14 protein-coding genes and 1 pseudogene are annotated in these 13,781 nt (G+C 61.1%); 6 read left to right on the top strand and 9 right to left on the bottom strand.

Annotation, left to right across the window (positions count from 1 at the left end):
* Positions 1–46 precede the first annotated feature (46 nt).
* Positions 47–1,273 carry a TIGR03862 family flavoprotein gene (locus AOA62_RS01070; protein ID WP_017139341.1) on the top strand — a complete coding sequence of 409 codons (1,227 nt, stop codon included), beginning with the start codon at positions 47–49 and terminating at the stop codon, positions 1,271–1,273.
* Positions 1,274–1,373: 100 nt separating this feature from the next.
* Here AOA62_RS01070 and AOA62_RS01065 read toward each other — a convergent pair whose 3' ends face one another.
* A complete protein-coding gene (locus tag AOA62_RS01065; RefSeq protein WP_099547655.1) occupies positions 1,374–2,711 on the bottom strand; it encodes a DEAD/DEAH box helicase in 1,338 nt (445 codons plus the stop codon).
* A 63-nt stretch (positions 2,712–2,774) separates the two neighbouring features.
* A complete protein-coding gene (gene yedA / locus AOA62_RS01060) occupies positions 2,775–3,671 on the bottom strand; it encodes a drug/metabolite exporter YedA (RefSeq protein ID WP_099547604.1) in 897 nt (298 codons plus the stop codon).
* Between the two features lie 160 nt (positions 3,672–3,831).
* On the opposite strand from yedA, the gene AOA62_RS01055 reads away from it, so the two are divergent.
* Positions 3,832–4,284 (top strand): Lrp/AsnC family transcriptional regulator, encoded by a 453-nt coding sequence (locus AOA62_RS01055; RefSeq protein ID WP_017139344.1) that lies wholly within the window; start codon positions 3,832–3,834, stop codon positions 4,282–4,284.
* 237 nt (positions 4,285–4,521) lie between these two features.
* Here AOA62_RS01055 and AOA62_RS01050 read toward each other — a convergent pair whose 3' ends face one another.
* Both AOA62_RS01050 and AOA62_RS01045 read right to left on the bottom strand, forming a co-directional pair.
* Positions 4,522–4,785 (bottom strand): acyl carrier protein, encoded by a 264-nt coding sequence (locus AOA62_RS01050; protein WP_099547603.1) that lies wholly within the window; start codon positions 4,783–4,785, stop codon positions 4,522–4,524.
* Entirely contained in the window at positions 4,775–5,341 is a 567-nt protein-coding gene (locus AOA62_RS01045) for a hypothetical protein (RefSeq protein WP_099547602.1), read from the bottom strand. Before AOA62_RS01045 ends, AOA62_RS01050 begins: the two co-directional genes overlap by 11 nt.
* Positions 5,342–5,826: 485 nt before the next feature.
* Between AOA62_RS01045 and AOA62_RS01040 the strand changes: the two genes are divergently transcribed.
* Positions 5,827–6,135 carry a DUF3077 domain-containing protein gene (locus AOA62_RS01040; RefSeq protein WP_017139347.1) on the top strand — a complete coding sequence of 103 codons (309 nt, stop codon included), beginning with the start codon at positions 5,827–5,829 and terminating at the stop codon, positions 6,133–6,135.
* A 132-nt stretch (positions 6,136–6,267) separates the two neighbouring features.
* Here the strand turns inward: AOA62_RS01040 and AOA62_RS01035 are convergent.
* The 4 genes and pseudogenes from AOA62_RS01035 to AOA62_RS01020 all read right to left on the bottom strand — a co-directional run.
* A pseudogene (locus tag AOA62_RS01035) lies at positions 6,268–6,381 on the bottom strand (3'-5' exonuclease); the annotation flags it as partial.
* Between the two features lie 129 nt (positions 6,382–6,510).
* Positions 6,511–7,122 (bottom strand): PolC-type DNA polymerase III, encoded by a 612-nt coding sequence (locus AOA62_RS01030; protein ID WP_099547600.1) that lies wholly within the window; start codon positions 7,120–7,122, stop codon positions 6,511–6,513.
* Between the two features lie 42 nt (positions 7,123–7,164).
* A complete protein-coding gene (locus AOA62_RS01025; protein ID WP_017139349.1) occupies positions 7,165–7,641 on the bottom strand; it encodes an NYN domain-containing protein in 477 nt (158 codons plus the stop codon).
* A gap of 118 nt (positions 7,642–7,759) precedes the next feature.
* A complete protein-coding gene (locus AOA62_RS01020; RefSeq protein WP_099547599.1) occupies positions 7,760–8,530 on the bottom strand; it encodes a DUF2076 domain-containing protein in 771 nt (256 codons plus the stop codon).
* 180 nt (positions 8,531–8,710) lie between these two features.
* Between AOA62_RS01020 and AOA62_RS01015 the strand changes: the two genes are divergently transcribed.
* Together AOA62_RS01015 and AOA62_RS01010 are read left to right on the top strand one after the other, a co-directional pair.
* Positions 8,711–9,370, top strand: a complete 660-nt coding sequence (locus tag AOA62_RS01015) for a YciC family protein (RefSeq protein ID WP_026013864.1) — start codon at positions 8,711–8,713, stop codon at positions 9,368–9,370.
* A 41-nt stretch (positions 9,371–9,411) separates the two neighbouring features.
* The gene (locus AOA62_RS01010; RefSeq protein ID WP_017139352.1) at positions 9,412–10,500 is read left to right on the top strand and encodes an endonuclease/exonuclease/phosphatase family protein; all 1,089 of its coding nucleotides are present in this window, start codon (positions 9,412–9,414) and stop codon (positions 10,498–10,500) included.
* A 133-nt stretch (positions 10,501–10,633) separates the two neighbouring features.
* Here AOA62_RS01010 and hrpB read toward each other — a convergent pair whose 3' ends face one another.
* On the bottom strand, positions 10,634–13,141 hold the full coding sequence (gene hrpB / locus AOA62_RS01000) for an ATP-dependent helicase HrpB (RefSeq protein WP_099547597.1): 2,508 nt from the start codon (positions 13,139–13,141) through the stop codon (positions 10,634–10,636).
* A gap of 220 nt (positions 13,142–13,361) precedes the next feature.
* On the opposite strand from hrpB, the gene AOA62_RS00995 reads away from it, so the two are divergent.
* Positions 13,362–13,781, top strand: a complete 420-nt coding sequence (locus AOA62_RS00995) for a polyribonucleotide nucleotidyltransferase (protein WP_099547596.1) — start codon at positions 13,362–13,364, stop codon at positions 13,779–13,781.

Genomic DNA, 13,781 nt, shown 5'->3' with positions numbered 1-13,781 from the left:
CGTCGGGTAGAATGCTCGGCCTATTCAAGCGACCGTAGCCCTGCCCATGCCCCAGACCCCTTCCCAACACGTCACTATTATCGGCGGCGGCCCTGCCGGGTTGATGGCCGCGGAAGTCTTGAGCCAGGCGGGCGTGCGGGTAGACGTGTACGACGGCATGCCTTCAGTGGGGCGCAAGTTCCTGCTGGCCGGCGTGGGCGGCATGAACATCACCCACTCCGAGGCGTACCCGGCGTTCCTGTCGCGTTACGCCGAACGCGCGCCGCACATGGCGCCGTTGTTGCGCGCGTTTGGCGCAGAGGCTTTGTGCGAGTGGATTCATGGCCTGGGTATCGAGACCTTTGTCGGCACCTCCGGCCGTGTATTCCCCACCGACATGAAAGCCGCCCCACTGCTGCGCGCCTGGCTCAAGCGCCTGCGCGACCAGGGCGTGGTTATCCACACCCGGCATCGCTGGCTGGGCTGGACCGACGACGGCGGTTTACTTATCCACAGCCCGGACGGCGATAAAACTGTCCACAGCGACGCGGTGTTGCTGGCCTTGGGTGGCGGCAGCTGGTCGCGTTTGGGCTCCGACGGTGCCTGGCTCAAGTTGCTGGAAGATAAAGGCGTGCCCTACGCCGCGCTACAACCGAGCAATTGCGGCTTCGAAGTGTCGGGCTGGAGCGAGTTGATGGTCAGCAAATTCGCGGGCGCGCCGCTGAAGAACGTCGCCATCGGCCTTGGGGAGGACAAGCCTCGACTGGGCGAATGCGTCGTCACCGCCATGGGCATCGAGGGCAGTTTGATCTACGCGCTGTCGGCGCCGATTCGCGAAGCGATCAACCGTGACGGCTCAGCCACTGTGCATATTGACCTGTTGCCGAGCAAGCCGCTGGACAAGGTGCAAGCCGCCTTGGCCAAGCCCCGTGGCTCGCGGTCGATGAGCAAGCATTTGCACAGTCAGTTGGGGCTTGATGGCGTGAAGGCGGCGCTGTTGCGTGAACTGGCGCCAGCTGAGCACTTCCATGATCCGGCGCAATTGGCGGTGGATATCAAGGCGTTGCCACTGACACTGGTAAAGACACGGCCGATGGATGAGGCGATCAGCACGGCGGGCGGCGTGCCGTTTGAAGCGCTGGATGAGCGGCTGATGCTCAAGCAATTGCCAGGCGTGTTCTGTGCGGGGGAGATGCTGGATTGGGAAGCGCCGACCGGCGGGTATTTGCTGACGGGGTGTTTTGCCAGTGGGCGAGCGGCTGGGCGTGGTGTGCTGGAGTGGCTTAAGCGCTGAGTTCAAGTCCGCTATCGCAGGCAAGCCAGCTCCCACATTTTGAGCGGTGAACACCGTCAAATGTGGGAGCTGGCTTGCCTGCGATGAGGCCCTGACAGACTTACTTCTTCTTGCGCGGCCCAGTGTTGAACACCGGCACTTTACGCACTGGCTTGATCGACGGCTCAGCCGGCGCCACATCACCACTGTCCACCCACTTACCCAAATTACGCTTGCCGCCACCGCCGCCCGAAGTCTTAGGTTTCTTCGGCTTTTTCGGCTTCTTCACCACCTGCCCGCTAGCATCGGTGTCCGGCACGCGGTGCTCCGGTTCGAAATCCGGCTCCATCTGGCGGGTCAGGGTCTGACGCGTGAGCATCTCGATGGCCGACAGCATGTTCACTTCATCGGCACACACCAGCGAAATCGCCTCACCGGTGTTGCCCGCCCGGCCAGTACGGCCGATACGGTGGATGTAGTCTTCAGCCACGATCGGCAGGTCAAAGTTGACCACCAGCGGCAGGTCTTCAATGTCCAGACCACGGGCCGCCACGTCGGTGGCTACCAGAATTTGCACATCGCTGGACTTGAACCGGTCCAGCGCGCGTTGGCGGGTGGCTTGGGGTTTGTCGCCATGGATACCGTCGGCATTGATGCCCAGGCCCTGCAACTTGTCCACCAGCGCATCCACGCCGTTACGAGTCTTGGCAAACACCAGCACCTGCTTCCAACGGCCTTTGCGCATCAGGTGCACAAACAGCTCCGGCTTGCGCTTCTTGTCCACCGGCACCACCCACTGCTTCACGGTGTTGGCGGCGACGTTGCGCGGGCTCACTTCAATGCTCAGCGGGTCATTGAGCATCTGCCCGGCCAGTTGGCGGATTTCATCGGAGAAGGTCGCGGAGAACAGCAACGTCTGGCGCTTTTTCGGCAGCATGCGATAAATGTTCGCCAGTTCTTCGGAGAAGCCCAGGTCGAGCATGCGATCGGCTTCATCCAATACCAGGGTTTGCAGCTGGTTGAGCTTCAGCGCGTTCTGGCGGAACAGGTCGATCAGGCGGCCAGGCGTGGCGACCAGGATGTCGACGCCCTTGCGCAGTTTCATCATCTGCGGGTTGATGCTCACGCCGCCGTACACCGCGTAAGTGGTCAGCGGCAGGTGCTGCGCGTACTCGGCGACGCTGGCGTGAACCTGCTCGGCCAGCTCGCGGGTCGGGCACAGGATCAGCGCACGCGCCGAGTTGGCGGCGACTTTCGGCCCTTCCATGGTCAGCAATTGCAGGAGCGGCAGGGCGAAACCCGCGGTTTTGCCGGTGCCGGTCTGGGCCGCGGCCATCAGGTCGCGACCGGCCAACACCGCCGGAATGGCTTGCGCCTGCACCGGCGTCGGGGTCTGGTAGCCAAGCGTCTCAAGGGCGCGCAGCAAGGGTTCGATCAGGCCAAGTGTGGCGAAAGTCATGTGTTTACCGTAGGGAAAGTTCAGCGCCATAAGCGGGTAAAAAAAGCCGTAATGCGCCGCAGTTTACCTTATTTCCGGCCTAGGCTTGCGCCACTGGGGCAGGCTGATCAATAGCACCGCGCTGATGATCACCAGCATCGCCAGGGCTTCTTCCATGCCGATGGTCTCACCGACGAACACAATGCCCAACAACACCGCGACTGCCGGGTTCACATAGGCATAGCTGGTCGCCGCCGCCGGGCGCACGTGCTTGAGCAGGTACATATAGGCATTGAAGGCGATGATCGAGCCGAACACGGCCAAGTACGCCAACGCCAGCCAGCCTTCAATCGGCGGCACAGCCTGCAGCCGTTCGCCGGAGAGCGCACTGCCCACCAACAGCAAGGCACCGGCGACGATCATTTCCGCCGCACTGGCCATCGCGCCGGCAGGTAACGGCAAGTGCCTGCTCCACACCGAGCCAAAAGCCCAGGAGGCAGCGGCGAACAGCAACAACATCGCCCCGGTCGGGCTCGACTGCAGGTTGGAACCCATATTGAGCATGGCAATGCCGATAATCCCCAGCACCACCCCGGCCCATTCCAGGCGGGTATTACGCGCGCCCCAGAAATAGCCGCACAGCAACGTGAACAATGGCACCGTCGCCACCGCCAATGCAGCCACACCTGAAGTAACCCCCGTGTGCTCAGCCACCGACACCGCGCCATTGCCGAAGGTCAGCAGCAAAATGCCGATCTTGGCCGCAGCCTTCCACTGCACCCACGTCGGCGCAGGTGCCCCGCGCCAGCGCAAAAAACCATACATCACCAAACCCGCCACCAAAAAGCGAATCCCGCCGAGCATCAGCGGCGGCCAGTATTCAACGCCGATTCGAATCACCAGGTAGGTGGAACCCCAAATCACATACAGCGCAAAAAAAGCGGCGATCAGCGGTAACGGAAAGCGACGTGGGCCAGGCATTGGGCGGCTCTATGGCAGGAGAGGGGAGGCTTATTCTAAAAAGGCAGCACGCTAAACATAAGTTACAAAACCTGTTTAAAGCGCCCATACACTTTTCAAAGCATGGTTGTGAAGGCTATAAACCGTGCTTTCGAAAGCCACGCGTTACTGGAGCCTTATCATGGACAAATACGACCGCATGCTCCTCAGCGCCCTGCTCGAAGACGGCCGCGCGTCCTACGCGCAATTGGCCCGCACCGTTAACCTCTCCGCGCCCGCCGTGGCCGAGCGCGTGGCCAAACTTGAGGCCAGCGGCGTGATCACCGGGTATCAGGCCAAGGTAGACCTGTCCAAAATCGGCTTACCCATCCAATGCACGATCGAATTGCGCTTGACCAACAACGGCAGCCAGAAGGTCTACGACGCCCTCGCTGAAATCCCCGAACTGACTGAATGCCATCGGGTCACGGGCGACCCATGCGTGATCATGCAAGCGGCGGTGGGTTCGATGCCGGAGCTGGAGAATTTGATTAACCGCGTGGCGAAGTTCGGGTTCAGCAAGACCTCGATTATTTTGTCGAGTGCGATAGAACGGCGGGTGCCGTTGGGGCAGTTGGAGGGAAAAACCACCTGACACCGATCGCTCCCACGCTCTGCGTGGAAATGCAGCCCAGGACGCTCTGCGTCCGCTCTTGAAGTCGTGACGCAGAGCGTCACCGGAGGCATTCCCACGCGGAGCGTGGGAACGAGCAAAAAGTGGTGGCTGATATACCGCCATCGCAGGCAAGCCAGCTCCCACATTTGACCGAGTCGCCAGGGCTGGATGCGATCTACTGTGGGAGCTGGCTTGCCTGCGATGGCGTCAGTTGCTTCACCGAAGGCTTGAGCGCTGAACAATCAGATCGACAATCTGCTTAATGGTCGTGATGTGATCCCAGTCTTCCTGAGTCGCTTGCAGGTTGAACTGCCACTTAATCTGCATAACGAAGCAGGTCAGGTCGTCATCAATGATCTTGAAGTCATGGATGAAATCCGTTTGCTCGGTCACTTGGCTTCGGTCGATAAAGCCGATGATATCGACGAACAGCTGAATCACTTTTTCGCTGATCTCGGCTCGGGTCAGCCTACCTTCCATTTCTCGCCTCATAGGCACACTTACCAATACTGATCAGGTCAAAAATAGCCAACCCTGCAGCAACGAAGGGAATGCCCCGCCCAATAATGCCAAATACTCGAACGGTGCCGAACGTTGCTTTTGCCATCTTGGCCGCTGTCGGTTGCCGGATCAATGTTCTAGGGAAAAAGCGCATTCCAATGAGGCTAGCCAAATTTGTCGTTTTGCTTGAGCCGACGTGGACCCAAGTCCCCACGGCGATTTTGCTGATCGGTATGCCTGCCGCGCCAGTGAGAACCGTTGCCGCCGTCAGGCCGTAGTGTTGCTGCGTGCATTTCCAGAGGTCGTCAACAGTGGTGTCAGGCGCCGTTGATTCCGCCTGAATGGGCCGGAGCAACGTGTAACTGGCACCATGAGTCCATCCTGACGAGTTAGGTAAAACCATGACTGCCGGGCAGCTTGTCATCATGTTTCCCAAATGAAACGTCATGCTGGACGTCGAGCCGAAATCGACGCCATTGCGCTGGAGTTCAGACTGGCTTCGCATGATTGCTGTGTAGAGGTCGCTTTCCTGCATGACGTAGTCCCTTTACGTAAATAGCAGGCGAGATGTTAAGTCGCAAACCGGAGCGATTGGCGGGCGAAGGGAAAAACCAGAAAGGTCCGACGACGCAATAGGGCTTCCCCTACTTACCATTCAGAAAGAATGAAGAAAGCCCTAAAAACAGCTGATGTTTTGGTGGCCAGCAGGACCGATCCCTTTCATTTGCGGGACGTTTCCTAGAGAATTCCACGGCCTTGTTTCCGTCGGTTCAGGTAGCTAGTCTCGCTCTGTCATCGAATGTTCGGTGACTGGACGTGCAAGTCCGACGACGGTAATACGCATCAGCCTTAACTCTCAACGTCTGTATTTCAGGCATTGATTCGTTATGGCAGTTGTACGCGGGAGATCTTCGGATCTACCGGACTCCGTCACGGTCTTGCACACCCGCGTACTGCTGCCACCCTAATTCGTGTGCGAGCGAACGGTTGCAGCTTCTTAACTGACGGAGAAGCTACATCATGGTCAAAGTAACCCCCGATCCACCCAGCTCCAAGCCAGACTTCCTCAGCGAAGACGCCCTCCTCAACCGCCGAGCCATCGACTACTACCTCAAAGCATCCGCCCCGGACGCGCCCAATTTTGTACTCAATGACAACCTGAGCTTCGAAGACGCCCTCGCCCATGCGGCCGACTTGCTGCATTGCGCGGTGGAGACGGTGAATGTGTCGGGTGAGACGCTCAGCACCCAGCAGCGGGCGGTGATGCATTTGGTGGGGATGGCCAAAGGTGTTGTGGATCGGGCGTTGGAGTGTGTGCAGCCTCGATAGCCAGCCGCCGATCGTTCCCACGCTCTGCGTGGGAATGCAGCCCAGGACGCTCCGCGTCCGCTCTTGAAGTCGTGACGCAGAGCGTCACCGGAGGCATTCCCACGCGGAGCGTGGGAACGATCGTCGTAAGGGTTAGAACCCGCGGTGCTTTTTGAGGTGTTCGTTGATCTTCGCTGCGGGCACTTTCTGCAAGGTGCACAGCAAATCGTGGGACAGTTCGCGCAAGCCGTGGGTGCCGCGCAGCTCCCCGATCGTTCCCACGCTCTGCGTGGGAATGCAGCCCAGGACGCTCTGCGTCCGCTCTTGACGTCGTGACGCGGAGCGTCACAGGAGGCATTCCCACGCGGAGCGTGGGAACGATCATCTGCGCTTGAGTTAGAACCCGCGGTGTTTTTTCAGGTGTTCGTTGATCTTCGCCGCAGGCACTTTCTGCAAGGTGCACAGCAAATCGTGGGACAGTTCGCGCAAGCCGTGGGTGCCGCGCAGTTCCTGGGCCAGGTGCGCGGTGAGGTTGGCGGCCATCTCCGCATCCGCCATCGCTCGGTGAGCCTTGCCGGTGTGGGGCAGTTGGGCGAGCGCGTTCAGCGTGCCGAGCTTGTGATTGGGTGCCGACGGCATCAGGCGGCGGGCCAGTAGCAGCGAGCAGGCGAATTTTTGCAGGCGGGTGCGGCGGATCAGGCCCAGTTCAAAGTCCCAGAACCTCTGGTCGAACGCGGCGTTGTGCGCCAGCAGTGGCGTGGTGCCGACAAATTCATTCACTTCATTCATCACCCGCTCAGCCGGTGGCGCGCTGCGCAGCATGGCGTTGCTGATGCCGGTGAGTTGCTCGATAAAACCCGGCACGCGTACGCCGGCATTCATCAGGCTCTGGTAGCGGTCCACGATTTGGCCGCGCTCGAGGATAACCACCGCGATTTCCGTGGCCCGGCAGTGGCTGCTCGGGGTGATGCCGGTGGTTTCAAAGTCGATGACCGCTATACGTTCCAAACCTGTTCCAACTCCGTCTAACTATTGATTAAGCCTGAGCGCTTACTTAAGCAGCAGCGCGCCTTCGATGGGCACGTAGCGGCTGGCGGCGCGTATCAGCGAGTTGGCCGTCAGCCCCGGCACGCCGTAGGCCACGGCTTCAACGCCGTGCTTTTGGATGATGCGTTCGAGCAGCATGTCGAAATCACCGTCGCCGGAAGCCAGTACCACTTCGTCAACGTGGTCGGCGGCGTCCATGATGTCCAGGGTGATGCCCACGTCCCAGTCGCCCTTGGCCGAGCCGTCGGCGCGCTGGATGTAGGGTTTGAGTTTTACCGTAAAGCCCAGGTTGCGCAGGATCTGCTGGAATTGCTGCTGCTTGCTGTCGCCACGGTCGATGGCGTAGGCGTAGGCCTCGACGATCTGCCCGCGTGAACTGATATCAGCCCACAGCGCCGCATAGTTGAAGTGGCAGCCATACGCCTGGCGCACGGTGTAGTAGAGGTTTTGTACATCGGCGAACACTGCAATTTTTTTCACCGCACTTCCTCATGACAGCCAGGCGCCAAGGCCCGGAAAGGCTGCCAGTATGCCAGCCATGGGAAAGTTTCAGCGAAAAATCAGCCCGGGGCGACGAAGCGCCCCGGTTGAAGGTGGGTCAGACGAAGGAGTCGTCGTCGCCGAAGGAGGAGGAATCGTCGGAGTAGTCGCTGTCTGCGAAGCTGTCGGATGAGTTGTCATTGCCCCAGCTGTCATTGCCGGCAAACTTCTGGTCGTCATTGCCCCAGTTGCCGTTGTCGCTGGCCGGTGCCGGTTCTTCGCGGATGATTTCTTCCACCACCTGCGGCTGCTGCGAGTTGTGGCTGAACAGGCTGCTGATGCCTTCGGCCAACATCACACCACCGGCCACACCGGCGGCGGTTTTCAACGCGCCACCGAGGAAACCACTGCCGATAGGCGCGGCCGGTGCTTGCTGTGGCTGTTGATAGTTTTGCTGCGGGGCACCGTAGTTCTGTTGCGGTGCAGGCTGGCCGAACGATGGCCGCGCCGGTTCACGCCAGCCGCCGCCGGAAGAAGGCGGTGCGCTCTGTGCAGGCTGCGTGTCACGGGAGGCGCCACCGCCGAAGATACTCGACAGGAAGCCACCACTGCTCGGTGCCGGTTGCGCCGACTGCGCGCGGGCCTGTTGCAGCTCATCCTGCAATTGCTGGATCTGCTGCGCCTGCTGCTTGTTCTGCGCGTCGAGGCTCTTGATCGCGTGCTCTTGCACCAGGATCGACTGGGTCATGTAGTACCCGGCGGCCGGTTGGCGAGTCATGTGCTCCTTGATCCGCGCTTCGGCCAGGGCGTCGCGGGGGGCTGAGTCCGTTTCGGCTTGTTGCAACCGTGAAAACAGTCCATCGATCAGGGTTTGCTCTTCGCTGTTCATGGCGACCTCGTTAGATTGCCGGTAGAAATCATGGGCCCGCCTGTGATCAGGTGAGCTACAGCGTAGTTATGGGGGTGTTACCAGACGTTTCAATGGTCTTTACGCAAGGTTTACGTTTGCTTACCTCTCGTCATGATCGGTTAAAGTGTTGGCCTTGCTTTTAGGGCTGTGATGAACCTGATGAATCCGTTAGACGTATTGCGCGACTCCCTCCGTTTTACCCAACGCAACCTGGGCGCCATCGTCCAGCTGTGCCTGCCGTTGGTGATCCTCGAAGCCCTGCTGCAACAGGTGCTCGACCACACACTGGGCCCGGATGCGTTCCCCGGTTACAGCGTGGTCGTCGGGTTGTTGGTGTACCCGCTGTACACCGGCGCCTTGATCCTGTTTCTGGATGCGCGCACCCGTGGTGAGTCGCCCAGCACTAAAGATGTGTGGGCCATGGCCCTGGCCATGTGGCCGCGTTTCGCCCTGCTGACGGCGGTCAGCACCTTGCTGATTTTGCTGGGGCTGTCGCTGTACTTCCTGCCGGGCCTGTGGCTGATGGTGGTGCTGGCGTTTGCCGAGTACCTGCTGGTGTTGCGCGGCATGTCGGCGCTGGAGGCGATGAAGGAAAGTTTCCGCCTGACCCGTGGGCATTTCTGGCGAATCCTGGTGTGCCTGCTGTGCGTAATGACGCCGTTGTGGCTGCTCAAAGGCGCGAGCGTGGCGGTGTACCCCAACCCCGCGCCGCTGCTGGGCTTGCTGATCGACAGCGCCCACAGCTTCCTGCAACTGTTTACCAGCGTGGTACTTTTCCGTTTGTTTATGCTGATCGGTGGCGATGCCGACGCACGGTGATATGCTCCGTGCCACCTCTGATAACGCTATAAGCCGAGCCAATGACCCGTTTATTGCGCATCACACTGCTGAGCCTGTTGATCATCGCGGGCCTGCTCGCGGCCCTGATCTATAGCCTGACCTGGCGCCCCGTCGACAAGCAGACCCTGCCCGTCAGCTGCGTCGCGCCACGTGCGCCGACCCTGCTGCCGGGGCAGGCGCTCAAGGTCATGACCTGGAACGTGCAATACCTGGCCGGCAAGAACTATGTGTTCTGGTACGACAGCCCCGACGGCAAAGGCCCGGACGATCGCCCTACCGTGGAAGACATGGCCTTCAGCCTGGACGAAGTGGCTCGCGTGATTCGCGACGAACAGCCCGACATCCTGTTGCTGCAGGAACTCGATGAAGGCGCCAAGTCCTCTCACTATCAGGACCAGGTGGCGTTGCTCCAGGAGCGCCTGGTCGACCTTTACCCCTGCAGCGCCCAGGCGTTCGACTGGAAAGCCGACTTTGTGCCCAACCTGCACATCTTCGGCAGCGTCGGCCGCAAGCTCGTCACGCTGAGCCGCTACCAGATCGAACACGCCGAACGCCTGCAATTGCCGGTGTCCCCGGCCAACTTCATCAGCCGCCAGTTCCAGCCGAAACCTGCGTTGTTGCTGACCTATCTGCCGTTGAGCGATGGCGGCCAACTGGCCGTGCTGAATACGCGCCTGGATGGCGATAAGCCTGGGCGTTCCGCCGTGCAGGAGCAGGTAAAAGCCACGGTAAAACTGCTGGACAAGTTCGAAGGCCGTGGCACGCCATGGTTGATTGGCGGGGATTTCAATTTGCTGCCGCTGGGGCAATTCCTGCGCCTGGATGCGGGCAAGCGCGGGCAGTATTCGCCGGACAGTGAGCTGCATTTGTTGTGGGATAAGTACCCGATGATCCCGAGTAACAGCGAATCCAGTGGGATTGACCGGGCGAAGTGGCTGACGCACTTCCCCAATGACCCGAGTGTGGATGGGCCGGATAGGACCTTGGATTATTTGTTCTACAGCCCAAGGATCAAGCGGGTGGAGGCCAAAGTGCGCCAAGACGACACACTGCGCATCTCCAACCACCTGCCAGTGATCGCCCGGTTCCTGCTGCCGGCCGCGCAATAACCCACAATTCCCCTGCGGGAGCTGGTTTTTGTGGGAGCTGGCTTGCCTGCGATAGCATCGCCTCGGTGAAAGGGACAGACCGAGTCGTCTGTATCGCAGGCAAGCCAGCTCCCACATTGGATCTTCACATCACCTACTTTCGGGGTTTGATCCGGGCGGTGGGTTCGGCCACCAAGGGGTCATCCGGCCAGTAATGCTTGGGGTATCTTCCTTTCAAATCCTTCTTCACTTCGGCATAGGTACTGCGCCAGAAGTTCGCCAGATCCTGCGTCACCTGCACCGGCCGGCGTGCCGGGGACAGCAGGTGCAGCTTGACCACTTGGTGCCCACCGGCAATGCGCGGTGTGTCCGCCAGCCCGAACAATTCCTGCAGGCGCACCGCCAGAATCGGCGGCTGTTCGCTGTAGTCCAAGCGCACCGACGAACCCGATGGCACTTTCACATGTTGTGGCGCCAGCTCGTCCAGGCGCTGGGGCAGCGGCCAGGGCAGCAGGTTGTGCAGGAAGCTGGAAATATCCAAATTAGAAAAATGGCTCAGGCGCGAGACTTTGCCCAGATAAGGCATCAGCCAATGTTCCAAATCGGCCAGCAAGGCTTTGTCGCTGATATCCGGCCATTCGCTGGTTTTACCCGCATCCAGCTGGCGCAGCAGCATGACGCGCGCCTGCCACTGGCGCAGTTCGGGCGTCCACGGCAGCAGCTCCAGGCCTTTGCGGCGCACCAGGTTGACCAGTGCCTGGCTGCGCGCGGACTCATCTAGGCCGGTCAGCGGTTCACGGCTTAGTACCAGCTCACCGACTTTGCGCTGGCGTTCGGCCCGCAATACGCCTTCGCGTTCATCCCAGTCCAGTTGGTCGACGTTGCGCACTTGCTCGGCCAGCACGCTGTCGAACAGCGCCGGGTCAAAATCCGCCGCGAGGTAGATGCGCTCTTCGCGCTGGCCCTGGCGGCTGCCAAGGTCGGCGATCACCAGCCAAGGTTGTTTCATCAGGCTGTCGGCCTCGGCGAACAGCGCGGCGCGGCCATTGGCCAGGCGATATTCGGCGCCACCGGGGCGGCGTTGCTGAGCGACGCGGTCCGGATAAGCCAACGCCAACAAGGCGCCGAGCCAACGCGGGTGGTCAGGGTCGGCCACAGCTTGAGTCGGCTGGCCGCGCAAATAGCCCCGGTACTGACGGGCCAGTTGCTTGGCCCGCTGCACGCCGCCCTGGGTGCCACGCGCGCGTTCTTCGCCCGACATCAATGCCAGGCGGCTGTGCAAATCCGCGCCGCCGCCGCGCAAGATATCGCGCTCCCCCAATAAGGCCGCCACATCACAAGCGGTCGCGGCCAGCCCCAGGTCCTGGCCGCGCAGCAACAAGTGGGCGATACGCGGGTGCGCGGGCAACTCCGCCATTTTCTGGCCATGGGCAGTGAGTGTGTCGTCGTTTAACGCGCCGAGGCGCACCAGCAAATCCTGGGCCTGAGCATATGCGGCGGTCGGCGGCACATCCAGCCACACCAGTTGCGTGGGCGTCACGCCCCAGCGCGAGAGTTGCAAGGCGAGGCCCGCCAGGTCGGCGGCGAGAATTTCCGCGCTGCCATAGGCGGCCAAACCTTCGTGCTGGTCTTCGGACCACAGGCGATAACACACGCCCGGCTCCAGGCGCCCTGCCCGCCCGGCTCGCTGGGTGGCACTGGCGCGGGAGATGCGTTGGGTGTCGAGGCGGGTCATGCCGCTGCCGGGGTCGAAACGCGGCACCCGCGCCAGCCCGGCGTCGATCACCACGCGCACGCCATTGATGGTCAGGCTGGTCTCGGCAATGTTGGTGGCCAGCACCACTTTGCGCTTGCCGGCGGGCGCCGGGTCGATGGCGGCGCGCTGGGCGTTGAGGTCGAGTTCGCCATGCAGCGGGCACAGCAGCACATCAGGGCGATCACCCAAGGCGTCGGCCAGCTGTTGATTGACCCGGCGAATCTCGGCCTGCCCCGGCAGAAACACCAGAATACTGCCCGTTTGGTCCTGCACCGCGTCGAGGACGGTCTGCACCACGCGCGGCTCGATAAATTCACCGGCCTGGTACGGCCGCCCCCAGCGCATCTGCACCGGGAACATGCGCCCTTCGCTGCGCAGGATCGGCGCATCGTTCAGCAAGCCGGCCAGGCGCTCGCCTTCGAGGGTGGCGGACATCAGCAGGATTTTCAGCGGTTGCTCGTCGCGAAACAGCTCGCGGCCGTTGAGGCTCAGGGCCAGTGCCAGGTCGGCGTCGAGGCTGCGTTCGTGGAACTCGTCAAAAATCAGCAAACCCACGCCGTCCAGTGCCGGGTCGTCTTGCAGGCGGCGCGTGAGAATGCCTTCGGTGACTACTTCGATGCGGGTGTTGGGGCCGACTTTGCTGTCGAGCCGGATGCGGTAGCCGACGGTTTCACCGACTTTTTCACCCAGCTCACTGGCCAGGCGTTCGGCAGCCGCACGCGCGGCGAGGCGCCGAGGTTCGAGCATCAGGATGGTTTGCCCGGCCAGCCAAGGCTCATTCAATAAAGCCAAGGGCACGCGGGTGGTTTTACCGGCACCGGGCGGCGCTTCCAGCACGGCCTCATGGCGATTCGCCAAGGCGTCACGCAGGGCGGGTAAAACATCATCAATCGGCAACGAATTCATACTGGCTCCAAAGCAGAGCGGCGAGTATAACGGCGAACGTTCGTCCTTAATTGGAATGCAGGCAAATGTGGGAGCTGGCTTGCCTGCGATAGCGGTGGGTCAGCCTGCCCATGTAGCCCTGATACACCGCTATCGCAGGCAAGCCAGCTCCCACATTAGAGCGGCGTGGCTCGACAGAATTGTCATATAGTTTCGTATCAACCGTGTTCAGGAGCATTTTATGCGTATCGCTTCCCGTGTTATCGGCGGTGTCCTCGCCGCAACCCTGCTCAGCCAGCTGACGGCCTGCGGCTCGATTTTCTACCCGGACCGTCGTGGCCAGATCGACGGCAAGATCGACCCGGCCATTGCCGTGCTCGACGCCGTGGGCCTGCTGTTTTATGTAATCCCGGGCCTGATCGCCTTTGGCGTGGACTTCGCCACCGGCGCCATCTACTTCGAGCCGGGCAAGACCGCCCAAGTCGCACCCGAGAAGCTGCATGAAGCCATCGGCGCCGACGGCAAAGTCGACAACGCCAAGCTGCAATCCATCATTGAGAAAGAAACCGGCCGCAAGCTGCCGCTGGACGATCCGCGCATGATCCAGTTCAAGGGCAGCGTGCAACAGCTCGCGTCCCTGGGCCTGCAACCCGCCGCTTAA

Source organism: Pseudomonas sp. 2995-3 (genome assembly GCF_002742565.1).
Classification (GTDB): domain Bacteria; phylum Pseudomonadota; class Gammaproteobacteria; order Pseudomonadales; family Pseudomonadaceae; genus Aquipseudomonas; species Aquipseudomonas edaphica.
This window is presented reverse-complemented; position numbering and strand designations above follow the sequence as displayed.

Bases quoted from the DNA above. Each gene is read 5' to 3' on its own strand.
- AOA62_RS01020 (WP_099547599.1), bottom strand. From the start codon at position 8,530: ATGAACAGCGAAGAGCAAACCCTGATCGATGGACTGTTTTCACGGTTG.
- AOA62_RS01070 (WP_017139341.1), top strand. From the start codon at position 47: ATGCCCCAGACCCCTTCCCAACACGTCACTATTATCGGCGGCGGCCCT.
- AOA62_RS01050 (WP_099547603.1), bottom strand. From the start codon at position 4,785: ATGGAAGGTAGGCTGACCCGAGCCGAGATCAGCGAAAAAGTGATTCAG.
- AOA62_RS01045 (WP_099547602.1), bottom strand. From the start codon at position 5,341: ATGCAGGAAAGCGACCTCTACACAGCAATCATGCGAAGCCAGTCTGAA.
- hrpB (WP_099547597.1), bottom strand. From the start codon at position 13,141: ATGAATTCGTTGCCGATTGATGATGTTTTACCCGCCCTGCGTGACGCC.
- AOA62_RS01065 (WP_099547655.1), bottom strand. From the start codon at position 2,711: ATGACTTTCGCCACACTTGGCCTGATCGAACCCTTGCTGCGCGCCCTT.
- AOA62_RS01040 (WP_017139347.1), top strand. From the start codon at position 5,827: ATGGTCAAAGTAACCCCCGATCCACCCAGCTCCAAGCCAGACTTCCTC.
- AOA62_RS01055 (WP_017139344.1), top strand. From the start codon at position 3,832: ATGGACAAATACGACCGCATGCTCCTCAGCGCCCTGCTCGAAGACGGC.
- AOA62_RS00995 (WP_099547596.1), top strand. From the start codon at position 13,362: ATGCGTATCGCTTCCCGTGTTATCGGCGGTGTCCTCGCCGCAACCCTG.
- AOA62_RS01015 (WP_026013864.1), top strand. From the start codon at position 8,711: ATGAATCCGTTAGACGTATTGCGCGACTCCCTCCGTTTTACCCAACGC.
- yedA (WP_099547604.1), bottom strand. From the start codon at position 3,671: ATGCCTGGCCCACGTCGCTTTCCGTTACCGCTGATCGCCGCTTTTTTT.
- AOA62_RS01010 (WP_017139352.1), top strand. From the start codon at position 9,412: ATGACCCGTTTATTGCGCATCACACTGCTGAGCCTGTTGATCATCGCG.